The following is a 26,690-nucleotide window of genomic DNA, read 5'->3' on the forward strand; positions in this document are numbered from 1 at the left end:
GCCATAAGGAACCCTCGATCTGGCTTCCGAGGCACCGTTCACCCAGGCAGCCAGCCCAGCTGAACCAGCCGGGTACCACCCTTGCGGGTGATCAGGGTGCCGCGCCCCTGGGGAAGGCGGCGGGGACGGGTGTTGCCGAGGAGGTCGCCTTCGGCTGGGTCGCCCGAGAGGATGATGCCCTGGGCGCCGAGTTCCTTGATGCGCTGCATGAAGGGCTCGTACGAGGAGCGTGAGGCGCCGGCCGTGTTGCGAGCGATGATCAGGCGGACACCGACGTCGCGGGCGTAGGGCAGCCCTCTCGTCAGGAAGTCGAGAGGGCTGCCGGCGCTCGTTGCGACCAACTCGTAGTCATCGATGATGACGAAGAACTGCGGACCGCTCCACCAACTGCGCTCGCGAAGTTGCCGCGGGGTGACCTCCGGGCCGGGGGCTCGGTGTTCCATGAGGGTGCTCAGGGCGTCCATGTGCATTTCGAGCGCTGGGGCGGCAGGGGCGTACTCCAGGAGGTGGGAGTCCGGTACGGCTTCCAGAAGCGTACGGCGGTAGTCGCCGACGATGATCCGCGCCTCGTCGGGGGTGTAGCGCTGGCTGATCTGCTGGGCAAGCAGGCGTAGCAGAGAGGTTTTGCCCGATTCGCTCTCGCCGAAGACCACGAAGAACGGATCGGAATCGAAATCGATGAAGACCGGCTCCATATGGTCTTCGTCGATACCGATCGGCAGACCGAGGTGCGGGTTCTCAAAGCTCTTGGGGAGGCGGTCGGAGGGGAGTTCGCGGGGGAGGACGCGGACCTCGGGGGCGCGGGGGCCGGTCCAGTGGGCGTTGACGGCGCGAACCAGGGCCGCTGTCGATTCGGCGGGGCTGGTCGGTGTCGGTCCGGTCGGCGTCGGTCCGGTCGATGCCGGGCCTGCTGGCGTCGGTACCGACGCCGACGACGCTGTCGTGCCGGTCGTCGTCGGCTCTGTCAATGACCGGTCCGCCGTCCGTTCGTCCGCCTCCGGCCGCAGGGCGCCGCCGATCCGCGGTTGCGCGGCCAAGAAGTGCAGCCGCTCGGGGATCTGGCCGCGACCCGGCGCGCCGATCGGGACGTTGGCCGCCACCTTACGATCGAAGTCGGAGTCCAACGGATCGCCGAGACGCAGCTCCAGACGGTTCATGAACTGGTCTTTCAGCGCGGCCCGCACCTCCATGTACCGGGTGGCCGACAAGACCACATGGACGCCGTAACCCAGCCCCCGTGTCGCGAGGTCCATGACGATGCCCTCGAACTGCTCGTACTCCTGCTTGAAGGTGCCCCAGCCGTCAATGACCAAGAAGACGTCCCCCCAGACCTCGTCGGGGAGCTCACCAGCCGCCCGCCGCTTGCGGTAGCCGGCGATGGAGTCGATGCCGTGCGTGCGGAAGAACTCTTCGCGGTGGCTCAGCACTCCGGTGGCCTCGGACACGGTACGGCGCACCCGGTCCGGATCGAGACGTGACGCCACTCCGCCGACGTGCGGCAGCTCCGAGATCCCGCTCAGGCCTCCGCCGCCGAAGTCCAGGCAGTAGAACTGAACCTCGTGCGGGGTGTGGGTCAGAGCGAAGGACGCGATGAGCGTACGCAGCAGGGTGGATTTACCGGACTGCGGGCCGCCCACCACCAGCAGATGGCCCGCGGCGTCCGAGAAGTCGCGGTAAAGGATCTCGCGCCGCTGCTCGAAGGGCTTGTCGACCAGTCCGACCGGGACCACCAGCCCGCCCGACCCCGCATAGTCCGGTGGATGCAGACCACGCGCCGGCGAGACGGCCAGCGAGGGCAGCAGTTCGTCGAGTGCGGGGGAGGTGTCCAGGGGCGGGGGCCATACCTCGTGCGCAGCCGGCCCTTGATCCTCGAGACGCCGGACGATGACGTCCAGGACCGTGTCCGACAGCGCGTCGCTCGGGTGAGCCGTGGTGGCGGCCGGTGCGGGCGCGGCATAGGAGATCGGCACCGGGGCGGCCGTGAACAGCGTCGGCCGGCGGTCCATTCGCCGTGAGCCGCCCGCTCCGTCGTCCGCCAGCGTCTCCTCGGTGCGGTAGGGGCCGGAGACATAGGCGGCCTTGAAGCGCACCATCTCGTCCGTACCGAACTTCAGATAGCCGGAACCGGGCAGCGACGGCAAATGGTGGGCGTCCGGCACGCCCAGCACGGCCCGGGACTCGGTGGCGGAGAAGGTACGCAGGCCGAGTCGGTACGACAGGTAGGTGTCCAGACCGCGCAGCCGTCCCTCCTCCAGCCGCTGGGTGGCCAGCAGCAGATGGACGCCGAGTGACCGGCCGATGCGGCCGATCTGAATGAACATCTCGATGAAGTCCGGTTTGGCGCTGAGTAGTTCACTGAACTCATCGATGATCAGGACGAGCGATGGGACAGGTTCCAGCGGCGCACCCGCGACCCGCGCCCGTTCGTAGTCGTGGACATTGGCGTAGTTGCCGGAGGCACGCAGCAGCTCCTGGCGGCGCTGCAGTTCGCCTCGGATCGAGGCCTCCATACGGTCCACGAGCGTCAGGTCGTCCGCGAGGTTGGTGATGACCGACGAGACGTGCGGCAGGTCGGTCATGCCGGTGAATGTCGCACCGCCCTTGAAGTCCGCCAGGACGAAGTTGAGATGTGCGGAGGAGTGGGTGACGGCGAGCGCCAGGACCAGTGTGCGCAGCAGCTCGGACTTCCCGGAGCCGGTCGCGCCCACGCACAGACCGTGCGGGCCCATACCGCCCTGCGCCGCTTCCTTCAGGTCCAGCATCACCGGTTCACCGTCATCGCCGACCCCGATGGGGACCCGCAGGCGTTCGCTCATCGTCCGGGGCCGCCAGGTCCGGGCCACGTCCACGGAGGACGCGTCGCCGAGGTCCAGCAGATCGGTGAAGTCAAGCTCGTCCAGGAGCGGCTCGTCGTTGCCTCCGGCGCCGACGCGCAGTGGCGCGAGCTGGCGAGCCAGGGCTTCGGCCGCCTCCAGGGGGAGCACGTCCGGCTCGCCTTCGTAGACCAGTCCGGCGGCGGACTCCAGGAACAGCTTTCCGGGGCGTACGTCGAGCGACAGGCTGCCGCGTGGCTCGTCCAGTTCTCCCGACACCACTTCGGCGACGGTGACGCCCTGGATGCCATCCGCGCTCGCCAGCAGGGAGTCCGGCGGGACGGTGCCACCGTCCAGCACGATGAGGAGGTGAGGCGCGTCCAGGATGGGCGATCCGTTCGGGGCGAATCGGGGGCGCTCGGAGAGCGGGCTGCCCTGGCCGTCCCCACCGTGCGCCGCCAGGAGCTCCTCCAGTTCGAGCGCGTCCCGGCAGAACAGCCGCCGGGTACCCGCCCCGTCCAGCGTCCCGGGGATCTGGGAGTGCGGCAGCCACTTGGTCCATTCCCAGCGTGCGACCGCTTCCCGCCCGTCGGCCAGGACCGCCACCGCCAGGTCCTCCGGCGAGTGAAGGGTGACCAGCTGGCACACCAGCGCGCGTGCGGTGCCCTGGGCCGTGGCCGGGTCCCCGGACACCGTGAAGTGGTAGAAGCGGCGCAACGACACCGCGACCGGTAGGCCGTCCACCGCGCCGTACAGCATCAGGAACCGCTGCATCGCGCCCGCTGTGAGCGGCTCCAGCTCCTCGATCAGCGCCGTGGTCGGGGCCACCAGAGGTGTCGACAACTGCTGGGGACCGACCCCGATACGGGCCTGCCCGAAGTCCTCGTCGCCGACCCTGCGTTCCCACACCCGGCTGCCCTCGGCGGCCACCGCCCAGAGCTGGTCGGGCGCGGGGTGCAGATAGAGCAGCACCTCGAGTTGTGCGCGGGCCGTACGGCGGACGCCGCGGCGCATCTGCGCGAGGTACCTCAGATAGTCGCGGCGTACGCCCGCCGCCCGGCCCTCCGTCCCGCGCCGGAAACGCACGATCTGGGCGGCGACGGTCGCGAGGGCTGATGCCAGCATCAGCCAGCCCATGACACGCATGAACGGACCCGCGCCCGAGTTGAAGAAGTAGACCATCGATCCGCCCATGCCGAGCAGGGGCATCAACTGCGTCAGCAGTCCTTGCTGCTCGCCGCGCGGCAGTTCGGGGGGAGAGCTGAGCTCGACTTCGTCCGTGGGCACGGTCGGCGGCAGCGCCCGGGGCGGACGCTTGACGAGAATCTGGCTCACCGGGTGGTCAGTCCCCCTTCTGTGGTCTCCCGTGCAAGGAGCGAGATCCGTGATGGCGTCGCACCTGCACTCCGGCGACGCGGTTCCCCCGAACCCGGTGAGCCTATCGACACGGGGTGTCACCATGTGGTGGCACCCCGGCGTGTCGTGCGTATGAACAGGAAATCTCCACGGCTTCGAGAGGAAGGAGACGATCGTGCGCCGTGCACGGTGGCTCCCGCGCCGTCCATCCATGAAACTGGGGGCCGAGAACTGAGTGTCCGGTGATACAAAGATTTCCCGCTCCCGAAATGTCATCGCAGAGCGGGATCGTCCAGTGGACTCGCCGAAGAGGTAAGCGCTGATGTCGCAGCCGCCCCAGCCCCCCGACCAGCCACCGTCCGGCGGTTTCGGCGCGCCGCAGGATCCCCGTCAGGGCGGCGAGCCGTCCAAGGACGGCTCCGGCACATCACCGCGGCATCCGGTCCCGCCTCGTCCGCCCGCGCCGCCGGCCGTCCCTCCGGCGCCTCCGGTGGGTCCCCCGACGGGTCATACTCCGCCCCAGATATGGGATACGGGCGCGTTGCCGTCGAGCCCTCCCGCAGTGCCCGGAGTCCCGGGCCCTCCCCGGGCCGACCCCGCCAACCCGTACGCACAGAACCCGTACACCTCCGCCCAGGGAGGGCCCGGGTACGGCGGTATGTACGCCCCACCGCCCGGTCAGCCCTACGGCACGCATTCCTCCGGGGGCGGAGGCGGCGGCCGGAACACGAGACGCAAGGCCGTCGTCATCGGCGCGGCCGTGGCGGTGCTGCTCGCGGCGGGCGGCGGGGTGTACGCGGCGGTGAGCGGTGGTGATGACGACAAGAAGCCCACCGCTACCTCGACGACCACCCCCGCTGGTCAGGACCGGCAGGGCCCCACCCCCGAGCCGACCGGAAATGGTGAGAGCACCGGCGGTCGTGACCGTGGCGAAAGCGAGAGCGATCCCAACGATGTGCGCCGGGCCGGCGAGGCGAAGGTCCTCTACCAAACACCCGCGCCCGAGGTCTCCAAGAAGGGCCTCGATGTGCCCGGCTTCTGGGTGATGAAGGGATATGTGGTCAAGGCGGTCGAAGACAAGATCGTCGCGTACAAGGACGACGGCACGAGGAAGTGGACACTTTCCCTGCCCAAGGCCGTCTGCGCCGCGCCCAACTCCACGACCGACGGCGAGGTCGTGGTCGCCTACGAGGGGCACGGAAAGGACTCGTGCAGCCAACTCGCCCTGATCGACCTGGACAAGGGGGTCAAGGTCTGGGACCACGACGCTCCCGAGGCGGGCTCCTTCGGTGGCGGCCACACCAACATGGGCATGGCCCAGAGCGGCGATCTCGTCGGCATGTCCTGGTTCGGCGGTTCGGCCGTCATCAAAGTCCGCGACGGTAAGGAGGTCGCCCTCGAAAAGCCGAGCCCGGGTTGCTCCGTCGACGGTTACGCGGGAGGGAAAGCGCTGCTGCGCGCCTACTCCTGCACCAATGGCACCGCCAAGCTGCAAAAGGTGGCGCCGAACGGCACGATCACATGGACCTATGTCGTCCGTAAGGGCTACAAGGTCGACAAGATCTTCTCCACCAGCCCCGTTGTGATCGCTCTGAGCGACCAGGACCGCAAGGCCGGCGACATTCTGGCCATATCGGACAGTGGTAAGGAGCGGTCGACCTTGGCCGTGGGGAAGCAGTCCTACCAGCCGCTGTGCGGAACGGACCTCTTCGGCACCAATTTGGGCAGCTGTCAGGGCGTCGCCGCCTCCATGGACACTTTCTATCTGCCGACCGAGATGACCCAGGACAGCGCCGGGGGCTCGACGAGTCAGATCCACGCCTTCGACCTGGACAGCGGGAAGAGGAAGTGGGCGGCCAAGGTGGCCGGTCGGATGCTGCTTCCGTTGAGCATGGACGGCAAGAATCTGATCGCCTATGAGGAGCCCTCATACGACAAGGCCGGCCTGGTCGTCAGCATCGGCCCGGACGGCGGCAAGCCGAAAACCGTGCTGAGGTTGCCCCACGCCACCCGCGAGGCGGAGAACGCTTTCTACTCCGCCACACACGACTACCGGAACGGCATTTTCTACATCGCCTCGAACCGCATCACGGGGACTGAGGGCACCAGCGAGAAGCTCATCATGGCCTTCGGCTCCTGAAGGTGTGCCGAGCGCCGACCACTGCCGGAGAGGGCGGTCACCGACCGGCGACCACCCTCTCGTTCACTCATCGGCCCCTTGTGCTCCTCAGCTCAAGTCGAATTCGCCGTCCCGTGCGCCCAGCACAAAGGCGCGCCATTCGGCCTCCGTGTAGCGCAGCACGGTCTCGGGGTCAGCGGAATTCCGCATGGCCACTGCCCCGTTCGGCAGATAGGCGATCTCCACCCGGTCTTCGGAGGTGCTGCCAGGTGCGCTGAGCCACTCGACACCGGAAATGTCGAGGGCGTACAGCTCTTCCTTCTCTTTGGCGTCGGCCACTGGTGGAGAACCCCTTCGGATACCGCGGATCACATCCCGCCCGGCCTTTGGGCGGAAGGCGAGGGCGGGCCACTGTGCCCGACTCCCGCCACGTCTCACAGTGTTGTCCACAGCGCGTGACGCGGCAATCGAACATGGTGACAAGGGCCCCGGTAGGGTGGCGCCGCGCGGGTAACGCGGGCGGAGCGACGGGATGGATCGTAGGCGGGGGGCCTTCCGCATGAGTACGGACTACAGCACGCAGAGAACCGGAGCCATGACTGTGTCGGTACGCCGTCCTGGCCGCCTGGATCGTCCCCGCGGCCACAGGGGGCGTTTGTGGAGCCGCTGAGTCAGGGCGATCCGCGGCGGCTCGGCCCGTATCACGTCATCGCGCGGCTGGGGCCGGGCGCGGGTGAAGTTCCCGCTGTGGAAAGCCACTTCATCGCGCGCAGTGCGGCGGGGGACCGTACGGTCGTCGTCACCGCACCGTCGCAAGAGCTGGTGGACGACATCGCGTACCGGGAGCGCTTCCGCGTGGAGGCGGAGAACGCGCGGCTTCTGGGCGGCGGGCGGCCTCCGTTGTGGCTCGCTCCCGTTGTCGAGGTCTCAGGCGGGGGCGCCGGGCGGCCCTGGAGCGCCACGCCGTTCCTGCCGATGCTGTCGCTGCCCGCCGTGCTGGAGGCGAACGGGGAGCCGCTTCCCGTGCGCACCGTAAGGGCGTTGGGAGCGGCGCTGGCCGAGACGCTCGCGGAGGTGCACACCGCGGGCTTCGCTCACGCGGGTGTCGCAGCGGGCACGGTCTTCCTGGCGGGGGACGGGCCGCGGTTGGTGGGCTACGGCGCGGTGCGCGCCGCGGCTCCGGACGGTGAGGCGCGGATGGGGCTCCCGGGGCTGGAGGACGACGCCCTGCCGCCGGAACAGGCCGCGGGCGGGAGGCCGCGACCTCTGGGTGACGTCTTCGCGCTGGGCTCGGTGCTGGCCTACGTGGCGACCGGGCGACGGCGGCCGGACGCCGAGGATCTGCCGGAGGAGTTGCGGGGCGCCGTGTTCCGGTGTCTGGCCCAGGATCCGGCCGACCGGCCGACGGCGCGGGCGCTGCTGGACGAGTTGATGCGCGGCGTAAGTATCCCCCTTCCCCCAAGCGCGGTAAGGGCGCCCACGGGTGCCCCGTCGACGGTTGTCGACGCGGGATCCGCGGGTCCGAACGATGGCGTGGGGTGGGGAGCGGGCCCGGGAGCTACCGCCCTGGACGGCTCCGGTGACATCAGCCGGGCCGTGGGCGCGCTGGGGCCGGGATGGCTGCCGGGGCGGGTGATCGCCGCGCTGTCCGAGCTGTCCTCGGCGGTGCTGGCGGCGGAGATCGAGTCGGCTGAGGCGCCGTCCCCGGCGGCGGACGTGCCAGTGGGGCCGTCGGGCACCGCCGTGCACCGGGCGTGGCCGGAGAGCGGCGCCGCGCCTTCGGTAGTCCCCGGGACCGGGTCCGGGACCGGGACCGGGCCGGTGCATGGGGCCGGGACCGCCGCCAGGACCGAGGGTGCCTCGTTCGGGAAGACCTTCGCCCCGTCCCTCAGTCCTTCCCGGCGCCGCCTCCTGCTGGGCGTCGCCGGCGGTACGGCCGGAGTCGCCGTCGGCGGCGGTGCCACCTGGCTGGCGACGGCCCCGGACGCGCCCGTACCGCTCACGCCGGCCCAGCGCCTCGCCGCCCACCGCCCCAGGCGTCGGCTTCCGGGCGCGCCGCCCACCCCCCTGTGGCGCTACGACGTCAAAGGGGTGGCGTCGGCGTACGCCCCGCTCATCTGGCGCGACGCGGTCGCCGTCCTCACGGGGAAGCGGGCGGTCGTCGGGATCGATCTCCGTACGGGCAAGCGGCTGTGGACGCGGGACGGACTGCGCCCGGCGGGCCAGCCCTGGGTGGCCGATGGGGACGCGCTGGTCGTCCCGGGGGACGGGCTGGTGGCGCTGGAGCCGCGGACCGGTCGGGTCCGCTGGCGCTCGAGCGACTTCCGGCAGGGTGCGCGGAGCTCCTTCACGGGGCTGCTCGCGGTGGACGGGAGCACGGTCTGGTTCACGGCGACCGTAAGGGGCGAGCGCGCGAACGGAGACCGCGTGGTGGTCGCCTATGACATCCATGAGCGCGCGGAGTTGTGGCGCGAACCCCTCGCGTCGGGTTTGAACGAGGGACATCTGCTGAAGGACGCGCTGGTGGTGATGGCCGGCGGTGACCGGGAGAGGGCGGGCACCAAGAAGGCCGTCGCGCTCAGCCGCGACCGCGGCAAGGAGCTGTGGCAGCGGGCCTATCCGGGCATGACCACGAAGGGGCTCGTCACCACCGACGCCCGTCACACGCTCATCGCGGCCCTCGGAACCACCCTGCGGGGCTTCGACGCGGCCCAGGACAAGGCCGCCCTGTGGTCCGTCGGTTCCAAGGGGAAGGGGCCCAAGGGCCGTCCCGCCGACTTCGGGCTGCCGCTCGTCCATGGGAAGACCGCGTATGTCGCCGACGGTGGTTTCGCCCTCCACGCCATTGAGGCGGCCACCGGCGAGATCAGGTGGCAGCGCGTCTACGGCTTTGTGATGAAGGCGCTCGCGGCGCCGCGCACGCCCGACACCCTGGTCAGCCCGGCCGGGCGCAGGGTGCTGATGGCCGGTGACGCCGAGGTGGACGCGTTCGACGCCGAGGACGGCTCCTTGCTGTGGCGCTTCACCGACGCCGGTGCCGATCCGGGCCCGCGCTCCCAATCGTCCCGCCGTAAGGTCGCGTTGACGGACAGCAGGGTCGTCGTCGCCGGGAGCGGAAGCGTCTACGCGCTGCCGCTCGATTAGGAAGGACGCATGGAACCGCCGATTCTGGACCGTCGGACGGGACGGGCCGATCACGACACTCCACAGCGCACCGACCACGACGGGGGACAGCGGATCGGCCCGTATCAGATCCTCGCCACCCTGGATGTGCCCGGGCACGCCGATGACGCGCGCCGCTGCCTCGCCCGCGACGCGCGAACGGGCCGTACCGTCATCCTGACGCTGCCGCCCGCGGCGTCGGCCGACGACGCCGGATACCGGGTGCGGTTCCGGGCCGAGGCCGAGAACTCCCGTCGGCTGCGGGGTCCTTGGGTGGCTCCGGTCGTCGACGTCGCCCCGCCCGACGCGGAGCTTCCCTGGGTCGCCCACGACTGCTTCCCCGCCCTGACGCTGCCCGCGGCGCTGGCCGCGCACGGCGGGCCGCTCCCCGAGGACACCGTGCGCGCGCTGGGCGCGGCTCTCGCGGAAACCCTCGCGGTCGCGCACGCCAACGGCCTCGTCCACGCCGGGATATCGCCACAGGCGGTGCTCCTGACGCGGGACGGCCCCCGGCTGGCCGGCTACGGGCTCGTCCGGGCCGCCACCGGCATCCGCCCCGCCGCACCCCATGGAGCCCGCCCGGCGACCTCGCACCCCAGCCACCCGGCCACGGCCCACGGCAGCCCGGCCACGGCCCACGGCAGCCCGGCCACGCTGCCGCCCGAGCAGCGGGCCGGTGAACCGCCGCGCCCTTACGGTGACGTCTACGCACTGGGTGCCGTGCTGGCGTACGCCGCCACCGGCCGTAAGGCCACCGGGCCCGCCGCCCTGCCGCCGGGGCTGCGCGAGCCCATCGCCGCCTGCCTCTCCCCGGACCCGGCACATCGCCCCCAACCCGACACGCTCGCCCGGGAGTTCCGCTCGACTCCGGCGCCCGCCACCCTGGCCCGCGTGCCCGACGCCGTCGAGGCGGCCCTCGCCGAGCAGGCCGCACACCACCCCACCGACATCCCGCCACCCGACCTCACGGAGGCCGCAGGCCGCCCGCCTGCCGCGGGTCGACGGCCGTCCCGGCGCTCCGTGGCCGTCACCGCCCTCACCGGCGCCGCCGGACTGGCCCTGGGGATCGGCGGAACGGCCCTGTGGCGGGCCGTGACGGACGATCCGCCCGCCCCGCCCGGACCCCTCGCCCTGCGCGGGGTCGCCCCCGCTCCGCTGTGGCGTCGCCGCATCGAGACCGAGATCGACGGCCCGCCACTGCTCTGGGAAAACAGCCACCTGCTTCTGCCGGGTGCGGGCGAGGTGACGGCGGTGAGGGTCCGCGACGGGAAGAAGATGTGGACCCGTGACAACGTGTGGGGCGTCGGCGACCTCAGCTCGCTCGGCGGTGACCTTGTGCTGAAGCCGGGAATCAGGGAACTCATCGCCCTGTCGGCGCGCACCGGGCAGGTCAAGTGGGTGGAGCGGGCCTACGACGGCGAGAAGCGCCGGCGCTTCCGCTATCCGCTGGCGGCCGACGGCAGGACCCTCTGGTTCCTGGCCCAGGACGAGGAGAAGACCGCCACCGTCGTCGCCTATGACCTCAAGACCCGCAAGGAGCGGTGGCGCACCTCGGTCCCCGGCGGATTCGGTGGCTCCGAGGAACACTCGGCGGTGCTCCGCGAGGACTCCCTCCTGCTGTCGAACCGCAGCGAGTCCGCGGCCGATAACCCATGGACGTATCTGGCCCTCGGCCGGCGTGACGGTGCCAAGCTGTGGACGCGGACCTACAAAGGCGTCCACACCGTCGCGGACGATCCGACGGAGATCGTCTCGGGGGACCTTCTGATCACCTTCACCTCGGACGTCATTTCCGCCCACGAGATATCGACGGGCAGCAGGCGATGGCGCTTCGGCTGCGAGGACTTCGTGTACACCGATGGTGCGCTGCATGGCCGGGCGCTCTACGTGACCGACGGCGACGCCGTCACCTACGCCATCGACGTGACCCACGGCAGGCTTCTCTGGCGCCGCCGGGCGGCCGTCGACGCGGCCTCCCCCATGTCGGAGAGCGAAACGGCGCTGAGCCACTCCGGCCGGACCGTGTTCCAGGTCAACGCCTCGGAGGTGGAGGCGCTGGACGCGGCGGACGGCTCACTTCGCTGGCGCTTCGCCCCCGCGGCCGAGGGAGCGTCGGCCGGGGCCCTCAGCGGTTCCGTTCTCACCGCGCCCGGTGTGGCCCTCGTCAGGAACGACCAGGCCTTCTACGCACTGCCGGTGGACTGATACCGATGGCCCATCCCCTCACCCATGACGACCCCCAGCGCCTCGGTCCGTACGCCCTTGTAGCCCGGCTCGGCAGTGGCGGCATGGGCACGGTGTACCTGGGACGCTCATCCGGTGGCCGTACGGTCGCGCTGAAGACCATGCACGCGCGGTTCGCGGCGGAGGCGGAGTTCCGCACCCGCTTCCGGCTGGAGACCGACGCCGCGCGGGTCATCGGTGGACGGCACGGAGCGCAGGTCATCGACGCGGACACGCATGCCCCGACCCCCTGGCTCGCCACCGAATACGTCCTCGGCCCGCCACTGGACGACGCGGTCGCGCTCTGTGGCGCCCTGCCCGAACGAGCCGTACGGGCGCTGGGAGCCGCCCTGTGCGACGCGCTCGCGCAACTGCACCGGTCCGATGTGGTCCACCGCGACCTCAAGCCCTCCAACATCCTGCTGACCGCACTCGGCCCCAAGGTCATCGACTTCGGCATCGCGCGCGCGGTGGGCGACGACCGGCTCACCCGTACGGGCGCGGCGGCCGGAACGCCCGCCTATATGTCGCCCGAACAGGTCTCCGGTGGTGAACACACCGCCGCGGGCGATGTGTTCGCCCTCGCCGGGGTGCTCGTCTTCGTGGCCACCGGCCGCCCGCCCTTCGGCGGCGGACAGCCCGCCGATCTGCTCTACCGGGTGCGGTACACCGACCCCGACCTGTCCGGGCTGCCGCGGGGATTGCGCACCGTACTGGAGCCGTGCTTCGCCAAGGACCCCCGGCGGCGGCCCGGCACGGCCGAGCTCGGGCCACTGCTGCACGTCGGGGGAGGCCACTTCGCCGATCATCTGCCGGACCCCGTCCTGGCGGAGATAGCCCGGCTGGGGACGGCCGTATGGGAGATCCAGCCGTCCAGGACCCCCGCGCCCGTGGACGAGGAGACCACGGGCGGTGCGGACCGGCCGCGCGGGCTGTCCGGGATCTCCCGCCGTAAGGCCGTCACGATCGGAGGTGGCGGAGCCGTCGCGGCCGTCGCGGCTGCCGCCACTTGGGCCTGGCTCCGCCCCGACGACGGTGCGAGCGGTACCGCGGCCCCCGCGCCCGCGTCCCCCACCCGTCCGCCCGGCACCCCGCCGCGCATGTCCTGGAAGTTCACCCCGCCCTCCACCACATCCATGGCCGAATGCGCGGTCCTCCTCGCCGGGGACCACACCGCGATCATCGCCGACACCGGGCTGTACTGGATCGACCCCGAAACCGGAGCCAGACGCGGCGCCAACGACCTGGTGACGAAGGCACAGCACGCCGTCTCCGACGGCCGGCGGCTGCTCGCCTGCGACTCCAACGCCGATCATGTACGGATCGCCCCGGTGGATCCTGGGACGGGCAACTTCCGGACGCCGCTCGCCACGGTCAAGGACCTGGAGGTCGACGACGTACGGCTGCTCGCCGCCACCTCGGACGCGCTCTTCCTGGAAGGGACGGGCCGTAAGGGCCTTGTGCGTGTGGCCATCGACGCGCGCACGGGGGAGGAGCGGTGGCGCCGGGCCAGTGACACCCCCGAGTTCCAGGACCCCCTCGCGACCCCAGCGGGCTCCTCGCTCGTGCTCTCCTTCCGTGAGCGGGTCACCGTGGTCGGCGCCGCCGACGGCAGGCGCCGCTGGTCGAAGATGCTGGCCAAGGAGAGCTACCGCATCCTTCCGGGAACGCAGCGCCACACCTTCTCGGGCGGGTTCCTGTACACCGGAGGGAAAGACCTCTTCGCCGTGCGGCTCTCCGACGGCGAGGTCGCCTGGCGGTTCGGCGAGGGCCGTAAGGCCGGCGACAAGGACGAGCCGGACTCCGCGCGATACGGACCGCCCCTGCTCAGGGACGGCGTGGTCTACAGCCTGGAGACGGGCACCGGCCTGGTCGCCGTGGACGCCAGGAGCGGAAAGCTGCTGTGGGAGCAGAAGAAGGGCACGGGCCCCGCGCTCAACTTCCAGCCTCCGCCCGCCCTCGGCAAGAGGTACCTCTACGCCTTCCCCGACGTCGGCACCGACCAATGGGCGGCGGCGATCGATCTCAGCGGCCACAAGGCGGCCTGGACGTTCCAGGGCCCTGGCACCGCCATGGGCTCGCTCAACCCCACCATGACCGTCCATCGGGGTGCCGGTCGGCTGATCATCGCGGGCGGCTCCACCGTGTGCGCCATCCCCCTCGAATGACCGGGACCCGGACTCGTCCCATCGCACCGTCGCACCCCTAGGAGCCTCCCTCCATGAACCCTCTCGGCACCGGCGATCCGCTGCGCCTCGGCCCGTACCGCCTCACCGGCGTGCTCGGCGCGGGCGGCATGGGCCAGGTCTACCTGGGGCGGGATTCCGAGGGCCGGATCGCGGCGATCAAGGTGCTGCGGCCCGAAGTGGCCCACGACCCCCATATGGCCCAGCGTTTCGTGCGCGAGGCGCACGCGGCCCAGGCCGTGCGGGGCGACGGGGTGGCGCGGGTGCTCGCGGCGCGGACCGAGGGCGGGCGGCCGTGGATCGCCACGGAGTTCCTCGCCGGACCCACGCTCGACCAGGCCGTGGAGCGGTACGGCGCCCTGGAGGAGCCCGCCGTAAGGGCGTTGGGAGCCGCGCTCGTCCGTACGCTCCACGACATCCACGGTGCCGGGCTGGTCCACCGGGACCTCAAACCGTCCAACATCGTGCTGACCTCCCGCGGCCCGAGGATCATCGACTTCGGGATCGCCCGGCCCGAGCACGGGCTGACGCTGACCACCACCGGGCAGACCGTCGCCACCCCCGGCTACGCCCCGCCCGAGCAGGTCCTGGGGCAGCGGACCGGCGCCGCGGGCGATGTGTTCTCCCTCGGAGTGGTCCTCGCCTACGCGGCGGGCGGGCGGCCGGTCTACGAGGGCGGCCATGTGGCCGCCGTGCAGTACCAGGTGGTGCACGGCGAGCCGGAGTTGGGCGCGGTGCCCGGGGCGCTGCGGCCCCTGGTCGAGCCCTGTCTGGCCAAGGACCCCGGGGCCCGGCCCGGTCTCGACTGGATCGGCCGGGCACTGGCGCCGCCCCGGGGCGGCGACCGGGTCTGGAAGAGCGGACCGCTCGCGCAGGACATCGCGCGGCGCGAGGCGGACGCCCGGCGCATGGCCGCCCTGCCCGGCGACCGGCCGGGCCCCTCCAGGCGGCGGCTCATCGGCACGGCCGCCGCGGGCGGCGCCGTGCTCGCGGCGGGTGGGGGAGGCGTCGCGTGGTGGCTGCTGCGCGGCGACGCGGCGGAGGCCGGCGGGCGGCCCTGGGAGGCCGAGCCGCTGGCCCACTACAACGAGGGGACGGCCCCGTCGCCCCTGTGGGGCCCCGTGAGCCTCGGATCCATCGGCGTCGCCGATGCGCGGACCCCCGCCCCGCTTCCCGTTCATGACGTCGTCGTGGCCCCGGCCGAGGGCGGCCGGCTGCGGGCCTACGCTGTCCGCACCGGACGGGTCCGCTGGACCTCCCGGGCAGCCGGACTGACCGGACGCCTCCTCGCCGTATCCGATGACACCGTCCTTACGGTCGACGGCAAGGGCGCGCTGCACGCGTTGGACGCCCGGAACGGCGAGGAGCGGTGGAAGGCGCCGGCCGCGGACGCGGCGACGCTGCTCGCGGTGGACGACAAGGTCGTCTACGTCGCCACCCGTGGCGGTGAATTGCGCGCCGTCGCGCTGACGTCGCACACGACCCTGTGGACGGTGCCCTCGCCCGTGAAGACCTCCGAGAAGAGCCCGGCGGCGGCCGCGGCGGCCGACGGCCATCTGGTGATCTGCGGTGGAGATGGCCAGGTCGTGGCGCTCGACGCCGCCCGTGGGAAGACCGTCTGGGGGCCCGTACGGTACGGAACCACGGCCCTCGCCCCCGCCGTCGCCGACGGCACCGTCTACCTGGGCGGCCGCACCCTTACCGCGCTCACGCTGTCCACGGGCGAGAAGAAATGGGCCCAGCCCAGTGGCGGCGGGAGCGGCTGGAGCGCACCCGTCGTCGCGAAGGACGTCGTCTACGCCGTGGACGCCACCGATCTCTCGGCCCGCCGTACGGACGACGGAACGGACGCCTGGACGCTCACGTTCGCCTCCGAGGACAGCTCGCGGGAAACCCCGGTGATCGCGCGGAACAGCGTCTGGGCGGGCGCCGGGGAGGCCGGCTCACGAGGTGTCGCGGCGGTGGACATCCGCGGCGGAAGCCTCGCCTGGCCCTACACTCAGGGCACCGAGGGCCGCTGGGCGCTGGCCGCGGCCGGCAACCGCGTCTTCATGCTGCACAACGGCACGCTCACCGCCATGCCCGTCTTCTAGCCCCGGACACTCCCCGCCGGCCCACCCCCGCACGCCCCCCACCAAGACGCTGGTACCCTGTGTCCTGGTCGTTTGCGTACGCGTCCCCGGAGGCTTCGAGTCTCGGGAGACAGCGCCCAGCGGACCCCGCCTCCCGAGTCACGGAAGATCCCCTGAGACATCGACCAGGGGCACTCGGCGGCTGATGACGAAAGCAAGGAGTACCGAGTGTCGCTCGACGCCGTTACCAAGAAGCAGATCATGACCGAGTTCGCCACCAAGGAGGGCGACACCGGCTCCCCCGAGGTCCAGGTCGCGCTGCTCACGCGCCGCATCTCCGACCTCACCGAGCACCTCAAGACCCACAAGCACGACCACCACTCCCGCCGGGGTCTGCTGCTCCTGGTCGGCCAGCGCCGCCGCCTGCTGCAGTACCTGGCGAAGAAGGACATCACGCGCTTCCGTGCGCTGGTCGAGCGCCTGGGTATCCGCCGCGGTGCGGCGGGCGCCAAGTAAGACGCCAAGGGAGGGAGCGGTTCCCGCGACGGGGGCCGCTCCCTTTGCCATACGCGGCGCCGTACGGTTTCGGCCAAAGGTGAGCCAATGGTGACCCGTACGGTCTTCGCGCCGGTGCGTAGCGTCATCGCTACGTACCGTAGGGGCCGGACAGTACAGCCGTCGTGATGACGGCCGAAGCTTTGTAGTCTGGTCCCAACAACGTCATAACGAACGAGGAGGAGCGCCTCATTCCCGCCGCACCGGCGCCACAGGAGCCGGTCCTCGGTAGTGGCTCCCGGAACTGGCAATTCCGGTGGCTTCGATCGAAGACCGGCCCGGCTGCCGGCCAGTAAGGCCCGGGGCGCTGCTCCACCACCGTCCCCCGTCACACGGACGAGGGACGCAGAAGAGGAGATTTTCCTGGTGGAGAACGAGACCCACTACGCCGAAGCGGTCATCGACAACGGCACCTTCGGCACCCGCACCATCCGTTTTGAGACGGGCCGCCTGGCCCGTCAGGCCGCCGGTTCGGCCGTGGCCTACCTGGACGACGACACCATGGTGCTGTCGGCCACCACCGTTTCCAAGAACCCCAAGGACCAGCTCGACTTCTTCCCGCTCACGGTCGATGTCGAGGAGCGGATGTACGCGGCGGGGCGCATCCCCGGCTCGTTCTTCCGCCGTGAGGGCCGCCCCTCCGAGGACGCGATCCTCACCTGCCGTCTGATCGACCGCCCGCTGCGCCCGTCCTTCAAGAAGGGCCTGCGCAACGAGATCCAGGTCGTCGAGACGATCATGGCGCTCAACCCCGACCACCTCTACGACGTGGTCGCGATCAACGCCGCCTCCTGCTCCACCCAGCTCGCCGGGCTGCCCTTCTCCGGCCCCATCGGTGGCACCCGCGTCGCCCTGATCAAGGGCCAGTGGGTGGCCTTCCCGACCCACTCCGAGCTGGAGGAGGCCGTCTTCGACATGGTCGTCGCCGGCCGGGTGCTCGAGGACGGCGATGTCGCGATCATGATGGTCGAGGCGGAGGCCACCGACAAGACCATCCAGCTGGTCAAGGACGGCGCCGAGGCTCCCACCGAGGAGATCGTCGCCGCCGGCCTGGAGGCGTCGAAGCCCTTCATCAAGGTCCTGTGCAAGGCGCAGGCCGACCTCGCCGCCAAGGCCGCCAAGCCGACCGCCGAGTTCCCGATCTTCCTCGACTACCAGGACGACGTCCTGGAGGCGCTCACCGCCGCCGTCCGCGACGAGCTGGCCCAGGCGCTGACCATCGCGGGCAAGCAGGAGCGCGAGACCGAGCTGGACCGCGTCAAGGGCGTGGCCGCCGAGAAGCTGCTGCCGCAGTTCGAGGGACGCGAGAAGGAGATCTCCGCGGCGTACCGCGCGCTGACCAAGACCGTGGTGCGCGAGCGCGTCATCAAGGAGAAGAAGCGCATCGACGGCCGCGGCGTCACGGACATCCGTACGCTCGCCGCCGAGGTCGAGGCGATTCCGCGGGTCCACGGCTCGGCGCTGTTCGAGCGTGGCGAGACCCAGATCCTGGGCGTCACCACGCTGAACATGCTCCGCATGGAGCAGCAGCTGGACACGCTCGCGCCCGAGACCCGCAAGCGCTACATGCACAACTACAACTTCCCGCCGTACTCCACCGGTGAGACCGGCCGCGTCGGCTCCCCCAAGCGCCGCGAGATCGGCCACGGCGCCCTGGCCGAGCGGGCGCTGCTGCCGGTGCTGCCGACGCGCGAGGAGTTCCCGTACGCCATCCGCCAGGTCTCCGAGGCGCTGAGTTCCAACGGCTCGACCTCCATGGGGTCGGTCTGCGCCTCGACGATGTCGCTGCTCAACGCCGGTGTGCCGCTGAAGGCCCCGGTCGCGGGCATCGCCATGGGCCTGATCTCCCAGGAGATCGACGGCGAGACCCACTACGTCACCCTCACCGACATCCTCGGTGCGGAGGACGCGTTCGGCGACATGGACTTCAAGGTCGCCGGCACCAAGCAGTTCGTCACCGCGCTGCAGCTGGACACCAAGCTGGACGGCATTCCGGCGTCCGTGCTGGCCGCGGCCCTCAAGCAGGCCCGCGACGCCCGGCTGCACATCCTCGATGTGATGAACGAGGCCATCGACGTCCCGGACGAGATGTCCCCCAACGCGCCGCGGATCATCACCGTGAAGATCCCGGTCGACAAGATCGGTGAGGTCATCGGCCCCAAGGGCAAGATGATCAACCAGATCCAGGAGGACACCGGCGCCGACATCACCATCGAGGACGACGGCACCATCTACATCGGTGCCGCCGACGGCCCGGCCGCCGAGGCCGCCCGCGCGACCATCAACGGCATCGCCAACCCGACCATGCCGGAGGTCGGCGAGCGCTACCTGGGCACGGTCGTGAAGACCACCACCTTCGGTGCGTTCGTCTCCCTGCTCCCGGGCAAGGACGGCCTGCTGCACATCTCGCAGATCCGCAAGCTCGCCGGCGGCAAGCGCGTGGAGAACGTCGAGGACGTGCTGAAGGTCGGCGCCAAGGTCCAGGTCGAGATCGCCGAGATCGACCAGCGCGGCAAGCTCTCCCTCATCCCGGTCCTCGAGGACGAGGAGAGCGGGGACGCGGACGAGGTCAACGCCGAGGCCCAGCCCCAGACGAAGGACGAAGCCGCCAAGTGACGTCCCGCGACGACGGCACGACGGCCCGCACCTCCTCGGAGGCGCGGGCCGTCGCCCGTACCCAAACGCTTCTCGAGGGCGAGAACGGCATCGGCACGGTCCGCAGGACGACCCTCCCCGGGGGCCTGCGCGTCGTCACCGAGACCCTCCCCTCCGTGCGCTCGGCCACCTTCGGCATCTGGGCGCACGTCGGCTCGCGCGACGAGACCCGTACGCTCGGCGGAGCCACCCACTATCTGGAGCATCTGCTCTTCAAGGGCACCCGGCGGCGCACCGCGCTGGACATCTCCGCCGCCATCGACGCGGTCGGCGGCGAGATGAACGCCTTCACCGCCAAGGAGTACACCTGCTACTACGCGCGGGTGCTCGACACCGATCTGCCGCTGGCCATCGACGTCGTCTGCGACATGCTGACCGGCTCGGTGATCAACGCGGCGGACGTGGACGCGGAGCGCGGTGTCGTCCTGGAAGAGATCGCGATGACCGAGGACGACCCGGGCGACTGTGTGCACGACCTGTTCGCCCACACCATGCTCGGCGACACCCCGCTCGGCCGCCCGGTCCTGGGCACCGTCGACACCGTCAACGCCCTGGGCCGCGACCAGATCGCCCGCTTCTACCGGAAGCACTACGACCCCACGCACCTGGTCGTCGCCGCCGCGGGCAACGTGGACCACGACGACGTCGTACGCCAGGTGCACGCCGCGTTCGACAGGGCGGGCGCCCTTTCGAACGCGGACGCGGCCCCGGTCGCCCCGCGCGCCGGTACCCGTGCGATCCGTACGGCGGGCAAGGTCGGGCTGCTGAACCGCAAGACCGAGCAGGCCCATGTCGTCCTCGGCATGCCCGGCATCCCGCGCACCGACGACCGCCGCTGGGCGCTCGGGGTGCTGAACACCGCGCTCGGCGGCGGGATGAGCTCCCGGCTCTTCCAGGAGGTCCGGGAGAAGCGCGGCCTCGCCTACAGCGTCTACTCCTACACCTCCAGCTTCGCCGACTGCGGGCTCTTCGGCGTCTACGCCGGCTGCCGCCCGAGCCAGGTGCACGACGTCCTCAAGATCTGCCGCGACGAGCTCGTCCAGGTCGCGGAGAACGGCCTGAGCGACGAGGAGCTGCGGCGCGCCGTCGGCCAGCTCTCCGGCTCCACCGTGCTGGGCCTGGAGGACACCGGCGCGCTGATGAACCGGATCGGCAAGAGCGAGCTGTGCTGGGGCGAGCAGATGTCGGTGGACGACATGCTCGAGCGGATCGCGGAGGTCACCCCGGACGAGGTGCGCGAGGTGGCGCGCGATGTACTGGGGCGGCGTCCTTCGCTGTCCGTCATCGGCCCGCTGAAGGACAAGCAGGCGGCGCGTCTCGACGAGGCCGTCGCCTAGCCCGTCAGTCGGCGTAGTCCGTCAGCTGGCGTAGTCCGTACGTCGGCGTAGTCCGTACGTCGGTTGAGTCCGTGCCAGAGCCTCCCGGATCGAAGGAAACAGGATCGATGAGCAAGCTGCGTGTGGCCGTCCTCGGCGCCAACGGCCGGATCGGCTCCGAGGCCGTACGAGCCGTGGAGGCCGCCGAGGACCTGGAACTGGTCGCCGCGCTGGGCCGGGGCGACCAGCTCCAGGCCCTGGTCGAGGCGGGCGCCGAGGTGGCGGTCGAGCTGACCGAACCGGCCTCGGTGATGGACAACCTCGAGTTCTGCGTCCGCCACGGCATCCACGGCGTCGTCGGCACCACCGGCTGGACGGACGAGCGCCTGGCGCTGCTGCGCGGCTGGCTCGACGCCTCGCCGACCACCGGTGTGCTCATCGCGCCGAACTTCTCCATCGGTGCCGTGCTCACCATGCGGTTCGCCCGCCAGGCCGCCCGGTTCTTCGAGTCGGTCGAGGTCATCGAGCTGCACCACCCCAACAAGGTGGACGCCCCCTCCGGCACGGCCGCGCGCACCGCACAGCTGATCGCCGAGGCCCGGCGGGAGGCCGGCTGCGCCCCGCAGCCGGACGCCACCGCCACGGCCCTCGACGGGGCGCGGGGCGCGGACGTGGACGGGGTGCCGGTGCACTCGGTGCGGCTGCGCGGGCTCCTGGCCCATCAGGAGGTCCTGCTGGGCGGCGAGGGCGAGACGCTCACCATCCGCCATGACTCCACCCACCACAGCAGCTTCATGCCCGGCATCCTGCTCGGCGTCCGCCGAGTGGCGGCCACCCCCGGCCTGACCTTCGGCCTGGAACACTTCCTCGATCTGGACTGAGGGCACAGCGGTGCGCGCAAAGATCACATATTTCGTTCTCGCGGCCGTTCTGGTCGTCTACTTCGTGCTGGTCGGCGACCGCGGGGTGCTGCTGATCCGGGAGGGCACCCCGATCACCGTCGTCTTCGGCGCGGCGGTGCTGGTGATGCCCCTCATCGGTGCCTGGTTCCTGTGGCAGACCACGCAGTTCGCGCGGAGCGCGGACCGGCTGGCCCGGGAGCTGGAGGCGGAGGGCGGCCTCCCGGTCGACGAGCTGGTGCGGACGCCCGGCGGGCGGATCGACCGGGACTCGGCGGACGCCGTCTTCGCCAAACGGCGGGCCGAGACGGAGCAGTCGCCGGACGACTGGCGGTCCTGGTTCCGGCTCGCCGTGGCGTACCACGACGCCCGGGACACCGCGCGCGCCCGTAAGGCGATGCAGCGCGCCATCGCCCTGCACGACGGGAAACCGGTGCGGGCGGCCGGGGGCTGACCCCGGCCGCCCGGGGCGGCACGGATACGGATCGGATATGGATCAGGGGGGCTCAGCGGCGCCGCCCCGCGGCCGTACGGCTCGGCGGTGCGCGCTGGCTCAGCGGTGGGAGGCGGCCCAGCCCTCGAGCGCGTCGGCGGCCCTGTTGAAGTTCTCCGCCTGGCCCAGGAAGTCGGCGTCATGGCTGGTGATCAGGGCGTCCGGCGCTCCGCCGCGCACCGACTGGAGCAGCAGCGCCTGCCCCTGGACGGTGCGGGGCAGGCCCAGCCACCGGACCGGCTGCTGGGCCGTGCGTATCGCGGCGACGTCCTGCCAGCGCACGGTGGTGCTGCGCAGGAGGCCGATCCGGCGCAGCCCCTGGGCGCTCACCACGACACCGCTGCGCACCAGCCTTACGGCTGTCACGATCATCAGCGCCGCGACGCCGACGCAGACGCCCGCCGCGGACAGCGATCCCGCCATCGCGATGATCAAGGCGGAGAACAGGATGTACGAGGCGAGCAGCAGCAGAAGAGCGGCGCCCCCGACCCTCCAGGGCCCCGGCCGGTAGGGACGGCGCCAGCGGTCCGGGTCCTCGTAGCCGAGCGGGTCCGCTCCGGCCGCCGCGTCGTCGTCATGGGCGCGGTCGGCGGTCAGGAAGGGCAGGGGCACGGGAGTTCCTCACTCACACACATGTCCGGATGGGCCTGTGCTGGGTGAGGCTATCCCAGCGCCGGTCAGCGTCCGTCGGACGCCTCTGGCTGCTGGATCTGTTGGGTGGGGTGCGACTGGCTGTCGAGGGCGGGTATCCCGAACATCAACGAGCCGATGAACCCCGCGACGATCGTGAGCCCGATCAGGGTCCGTCCGGCGATCTGGGACGGTGTGGCGCGGGGGCGGGGTGGTGGGGTGACATTGCTACGGAAACGGTCGGCTTCGGCGACGAAGGCGAACGGCACGGGCTCTCGCCGGCGGAACATCTGCGGGCTCTCCTTGGAACCTCGAACGTGAGTACTTCAGTGTGTAGGACGTGTGAATGAGCGATTGGGTGCCCGGATCCGACGACTTCAGTCAAAAATTTCGGCTGAGCGGGACTGTCGGTGGTGACCCGTAAGCTGGGCGCCGCCCTGAGCGACGCACCATGGAAGGACCCGCCCGGTGACCGAGATCCCCGCCGAGATCGAGAAGGCCAGTTTCCGCAGCGATGTGACCGTCGAGCTGGTCAAGCACAGCGCTGCCGACTCCGACGTGTTGTGGGCCGCGCGGGTGTCCACCGCGGGCGAGCAGTCCCTCGAGGAGATCACCAAGGACCCGGAGCGGTCCAAGGGGCTGATCAACTTCCTGATGCGGGACCGCCACGGCAGCCCGTTCGAGCACAACTCGATGACCTTCTTCATCAGCGCCCCGATCTTCGTCTTCCGCGAGTTCATGCGGCACCGCGTGGGCTGGTCGTACAACGAGGAGTCCGGTCGCTACCGCCGCCTGGAGCCGGTGTTCTACGTCCCGGGGGAGGCCCGCAAGCTGATCCAGCAGGGCCGCCCGGGGAAGTACGAGTTCGTCGAGGGCACCCCGGCGCTGCATGAGCTGACCGGCCGGGTCATGGAGGACGCGTACCGCCACGCCTATGAGGCGTACCAAGAGATGCTGGCCACCGGAGTGGCCCGCGAGGTGGCCAGGGCCGTGCTCCCGGTCGGCCTGTTCTCCTCGATGTACGCCACCTGCAACGCCCGCTCGCTGATGCACTTTCTGGGGCTGCGCACCCAGCATGAGCAGGCCGCTGTGCCCTCGTTCCCGCAGCGGGAGATCGAGATGGTGGGGGAGAAGATGGAGGCGCACTGGGCGGGGCTGATGCCGCTCACCCACGCCGCCTTCAACGCCAACGGCCGAGTGGCTCCGTAGCCGACCCCCGTAGCCCGGGGCCCGCTCCTCGGACGGATCACCGGGCGAAGTGTCCGTATTGCGGCGTTTCGAGAAGTTCATCTAGGCTGAACAAACGGGCCCGGCACTGCTTGAACCCCCGAGCAGGCAGTGCCGGGTCCCATCTCTTCGCTCCGTCCGCAGCCCCGAGCGAGCGCCGTGGGGCGCGCTACGAGTAGCGTGGAGCCCATGGCACCGACATCCACATCGCAGACCCCTTTCGGGCGGGTGCTGACCGCCATGGTCACGCCATTCACCACTGACGGCGCGCTCGACCTCGACGGCGCCCAGCGACTCGCTGTTCATCTGGTGGACGCCGGCAATGACGGACTGATCGTCAACGGCACCACTGGCGAGTCCCCCACCACCAGCGATGCGGAGAAAGCCCAGCTTGTACGCGCCGTGGTGGAGGCGGTCGGCGACCGCGCCCACGTCGTGGCCGGAGCGGGTACCAATGACACCCGGCACAGTGTGGAGCTCGCCCGCGCCGCCGAGCAGGCCGGTGCCCACGGGCTGCTGGCCGTCACGCCGTACTACAGCAAGCCGCCGCAGGAAGGCCTCCTCCGGCACTTCACCGCCATCGCCGACGCCACCGGCCTGCCGGTCATGCTCTACGACATCCCGGGCCGCAGCGGTGTCCCGATCGGCACCGAGACCATGGTCCGGCTGGCCGAGCACCCGCGCATCGTCGCCAACAAGGACGCCAAGGGCGACCTCGGACGCGCCAGCTGGGCCATCGCCCGCTCCCGCCTCGCCTGGTACTCCGGCGACGACATGCTGAACCTGCCGCTGCTGTCGGTCGGCGCGGTCGGCTTCGTCTCCGTGGTCGGCCATCTGGTCAGCCCCGAACTGCGGGCCATGCTCGAGGCCCATCTCGCGGGCGACGTCGCGAAGGCAACGGAGATCCACCAGAAGCTGCTGCCGGTCTTCACCGGCATGTTCCGCACCCAGGGTGTGATCACGACCAAGGCCGCGCTCACCCTCCAGGGTCAGCCCGCGGGGCCGCTGCGCCTGCCGTTGGTCGAGCTGACCGCCGAGGAAACCGAACAGCTCAAGCGCGATCTCGCCGCCGGCGGGGTACAGCTCTAAGCAAAGAGGCGATTTCTCGCACCTTCATACTTCACAACTGCATACAGACACATCAGCAAGTGCACAAATGTCACGCGCGCCATGTGCCCAGGGGGCATGTGGCGTGCGTGGTGAGGAGAGTCTTTTGAGTCATCCGCATCCTGAGCTCGGCCCTCCGCCGAAGCTCCCCGAGGGCGGTCTGCGCGTCACCCCGCTCGGCGGCCTCGGTGAGATCGGCCGGAACATGACGGTCTTCGAGTACGGCGGCCGGCTGCTGATCGTCGACTGCGGGGTGCTCTTCCCCGAGGAGGAGCAGCCCGGAGTCGACCTGATCCTGCCGGACTTCACATCCATCCGGGACCGTCTCGACGACATCGACGGCATCGTCCTCACTCACGGCCATGAGGACCACATCGGCGGTGTCCCCTTCCTGCTCCGCGAGAAGCCCGACATCCCGCTGATCGGCTCCAAGCTGACGCTCGCCCTGATCGAGGCGAAGCTTCAGGAGCACCGGATCCGTCCGTACACCCTCGAGGTCGAGGAGGGGCACCGCGAGCGGATCGGCCCCTTCGAGTGCGAGTTCGTCGCGGTCAACCACTCCATCCCGGACGCCCTGGCGGTCGCCATCCGCACCCCGGCCGGCATGGCCGTGCACACCGGCGACTTCAAGATGGACCAGCTGCCGCTCGACGGCCGGCTCACGGATCTGCCCGCGTTCGCCAAGCTCGGCGAGGAGGGCATCGATCTGCTCCTGGCGGACTCCACCAACGCCGAGGTCCCCGGGTTCGTACCGCCCGAGCGCGATATCTCCGGTGTACTGCGCCAGGTCTTCGGCAACGCGCAGAAGCGCATCATCGTCGCCAGCTTCGCCAGCCATGTGCACCGCATCCAGCAGATCCTCGACGCGGCGCATGAGTACGGACGCAAGGTCGCCTTCGTCGGCCGGTCGATGGTCCGCAACATGGGCATCGCCCGTGACCTCGGCTATCTGCGGGTGCCGGCCGGTCTCGTGGTGGATGTGAAGACCCTCGACGACCTTCGGGACGACGAGGTGGTGCTGGTCTGCACGGGCTCCCAGGGCGAGCCGATGGCGGCGCTGTCCCGAATGGCCAACCGCGATCACCAGATCCGGATCGTCGCGGGCGACACGGTGATCCTGGCCTCCTCGCTGATCCCCGGCAATGAGAACGCGGTCTACCGGGTGATCAACGGACTGACGCGCTGGGGCGCCACGGTCGTCCACAAGGGGAACGCCAAGGTCCATGTCTCCGGCCATGCCTCGGCCGGCGAGCTGCTGTACTTCTACAACATCTGCAAGCCCAAGAACCTGATGCCGGTGCACGGCGAATGGCGCCATTTGCGCGCCAACGCCGAGTTGGGCGCGTTGACCGGGGTTCCGAAGAACCGTTGCGTCATCGCCGAGGACGGTGTCGTGGTGGACCTGGTCGACGGCATTGCCAAGATCGTCGGCAAGGTGCAGGCGGGATACGTGTACGTGGACGGCCTCTCGGTCGGCGATGTCACGGAGACCTCGCTCAAGGACCGCCGCATCCTCGGCGACGAGGGCATCATCTCGATCTTCGTGGTCGTCGACAGCACGACCGGCAAGATCGTGGGCGGTCCGCATATCCAGGCGAGGGGCTCCGGTATCGAGGACTCCGCCTTCTCCGCGGTCATCCCGAAGATCGAGGATGCCCTGGTCAAGTCGGCCTCCGACGGGGTTGTGGACCCGCACCAGCTCCAGCAGCTGGCGCGCCGCGCGGTCGGTAAGTGGGTCTCCGACAGCTACCGCCGCCGTCCGATGATCCTTCCCGTGGTCGTCGAGGTCTGACGTCACGTCTGACACCCCCTCAGCACCACACCGGCGCTGAACACCCGGCGGGGGGGGGGCGGGGCGTGGCGAAGTTCAAGCCCGC

17 protein-coding genes are annotated in these 26,690 nt (G+C 70.7%); 13 read left to right on the forward strand and 4 right to left on the reverse strand.

The annotated features are described in order from the left end of the window. Nucleotides 1-38 precede the first annotated feature (38 nt). Nucleotides 39-4,148: a type VII secretion protein EccCa gene (gene eccCa / locus ACFXB5_RS19525; RefSeq protein ID WP_385209330.1), complete on the reverse strand. Its 4,110-nt coding sequence runs from the start codon at nt 4,146-4,148 to the stop codon at nt 39-41. Nucleotides 4,149-4,731: 583 nt separating this feature from the next. Between eccCa and ACFXB5_RS19530 the strand changes: the two genes are divergently transcribed. Then, a complete protein-coding gene (locus tag ACFXB5_RS19530; protein ID WP_385209333.1) occupies nt 4,732-6,309 on the forward strand; it encodes a PQQ-binding-like beta-propeller repeat protein in 1,578 nt (525 codons plus the stop codon). A gap of 87 nt (nt 6,310-6,396) precedes the next feature. On the opposite strand, the gene ACFXB5_RS19535 is transcribed toward ACFXB5_RS19530, so the two are convergent. After that, on the reverse strand, nt 6,397-6,627 hold the full coding sequence (locus ACFXB5_RS19535) for a DUF397 domain-containing protein (RefSeq protein ID WP_059147033.1): 231 nt from the start codon (nt 6,625-6,627) through the stop codon (nt 6,397-6,399). Nucleotides 6,628-6,945: 318 nt separating this feature from the next. On the opposite strand from ACFXB5_RS19535, the gene ACFXB5_RS19540 reads away from it, so the two are divergent. The 9 genes from ACFXB5_RS19540 to ACFXB5_RS19580 all read left to right on the forward strand — a co-directional run bounded on the left by ACFXB5_RS19540 (nt 6,946) and on the right by ACFXB5_RS19580 (nt 21,810). After that, nucleotides 6,946-9,432 carry a PQQ-binding-like beta-propeller repeat protein gene (locus tag ACFXB5_RS19540; protein WP_385209336.1) on the forward strand — a complete coding sequence of 829 codons (2,487 nt, stop codon included), beginning with the start codon at nt 6,946-6,948 and terminating at the stop codon, nt 9,430-9,432. A 9-nt stretch (nt 9,433-9,441) separates the two neighbouring features. Beyond that, entirely contained in the window at nt 9,442-11,655 is a 2,214-nt protein-coding gene (locus tag ACFXB5_RS19545; RefSeq protein WP_385209339.1) for a PQQ-binding-like beta-propeller repeat protein, read from the forward strand. Between the two features lie 5 nt (nt 11,656-11,660). After that, nucleotides 11,661-13,841, forward strand: coding sequence for a PQQ-binding-like beta-propeller repeat protein (locus ACFXB5_RS19550; RefSeq protein ID WP_385209342.1), 2,181 nt, complete (start codon nt 11,661-11,663; stop codon nt 13,839-13,841). Nucleotides 13,842-13,894: 53 nt separating this feature from the next. After that, nucleotides 13,895-15,952 carry a serine/threonine-protein kinase gene (locus ACFXB5_RS19555; RefSeq protein WP_385209345.1) on the forward strand — a complete coding sequence of 686 codons (2,058 nt, stop codon included), beginning with the start codon at nt 13,895-13,897 and terminating at the stop codon, nt 15,950-15,952. Nucleotides 15,953-16,159: 207 nt separating this feature from the next. Beyond that, complete coding sequence (gene rpsO, locus ACFXB5_RS19560; RefSeq protein ID WP_014055308.1) at nt 16,160-16,447, forward strand: 30S ribosomal protein S15; 288 nt, start codon at nt 16,160-16,162, stop codon at nt 16,445-16,447. Nucleotides 16,448-16,852: 405 nt separating this feature from the next. After that, the gene (locus tag ACFXB5_RS19565) at nt 16,853-19,102 is read left to right on the forward strand and encodes a polyribonucleotide nucleotidyltransferase (RefSeq protein WP_385209348.1); all 2,250 of its coding nucleotides are present in this window, start codon (nt 16,853-16,855) and stop codon (nt 19,100-19,102) included. Next, a complete protein-coding gene (locus ACFXB5_RS19570) occupies nt 19,099-20,478 on the forward strand; it encodes a M16 family metallopeptidase (RefSeq protein WP_385209350.1) in 1,380 nt (459 codons plus the stop codon). The genes ACFXB5_RS19565 and ACFXB5_RS19570 overlap by 4 nt, the downstream gene beginning before the upstream one ends. 107 nt (nt 20,479-20,585) lie before the next feature. After that, a complete protein-coding gene (gene dapB / locus ACFXB5_RS19575; protein ID WP_385209353.1) occupies nt 20,586-21,338 on the forward strand; it encodes a 4-hydroxy-tetrahydrodipicolinate reductase in 753 nt (250 codons plus the stop codon). 10 nt (nt 21,339-21,348) lie between these two features. Next, complete coding sequence (locus tag ACFXB5_RS19580) at nt 21,349-21,810, forward strand: hypothetical protein (protein WP_385209355.1); 462 nt, start codon at nt 21,349-21,351, stop codon at nt 21,808-21,810. 99 nt (nt 21,811-21,909) lie between these two features. Here ACFXB5_RS19580 and ACFXB5_RS19585 read toward each other — a convergent pair whose 3' ends face one another. Both ACFXB5_RS19585 and ACFXB5_RS19590 read right to left on the reverse strand, forming a co-directional pair. Continuing rightward, nucleotides 21,910-22,461 carry a PH domain-containing protein gene (locus tag ACFXB5_RS19585; RefSeq protein ID WP_385209358.1) on the reverse strand — a complete coding sequence of 184 codons (552 nt, stop codon included), beginning with the start codon at nt 22,459-22,461 and terminating at the stop codon, nt 21,910-21,912. A 65-nt stretch (nt 22,462-22,526) separates the two neighbouring features. Beyond that, a complete protein-coding gene (locus ACFXB5_RS19590; RefSeq protein WP_201857904.1) occupies nt 22,527-22,769 on the reverse strand; it encodes a hypothetical protein in 243 nt (80 codons plus the stop codon). Between the two features lie 178 nt (nt 22,770-22,947). On the opposite strand from ACFXB5_RS19590, the gene thyX reads away from it, so the two are divergent. From thyX to ACFXB5_RS19605, 3 genes are all read left to right on the forward strand, one after another. After that, a complete protein-coding gene (thyX, locus tag ACFXB5_RS19595) occupies nt 22,948-23,688 on the forward strand; it encodes an FAD-dependent thymidylate synthase (protein ID WP_385209361.1) in 741 nt (246 codons plus the stop codon). A gap of 207 nt (nt 23,689-23,895) precedes the next feature. Further along, a complete protein-coding gene (gene dapA, locus ACFXB5_RS19600) occupies nt 23,896-24,795 on the forward strand; it encodes a 4-hydroxy-tetrahydrodipicolinate synthase (protein WP_201857906.1) in 900 nt (299 codons plus the stop codon). A 124-nt stretch (nt 24,796-24,919) separates the two neighbouring features. Further along, nucleotides 24,920-26,605 carry a ribonuclease J gene (locus tag ACFXB5_RS19605; RefSeq protein WP_385209365.1) on the forward strand — a complete coding sequence of 562 codons (1,686 nt, stop codon included), beginning with the start codon at nt 24,920-24,922 and terminating at the stop codon, nt 26,603-26,605. The last annotated feature ends 85 nt before the right edge of the window (nt 26,606-26,690 follow it).

The sequence above is a fragment of the Streptomyces sp. NPDC059455 genome (assembly GCF_042750115.1).
Taxonomy (GTDB): domain Bacteria; phylum Actinomycetota; class Actinomycetes; order Streptomycetales; family Streptomycetaceae; genus Streptomyces; species Streptomyces endocoffeicus.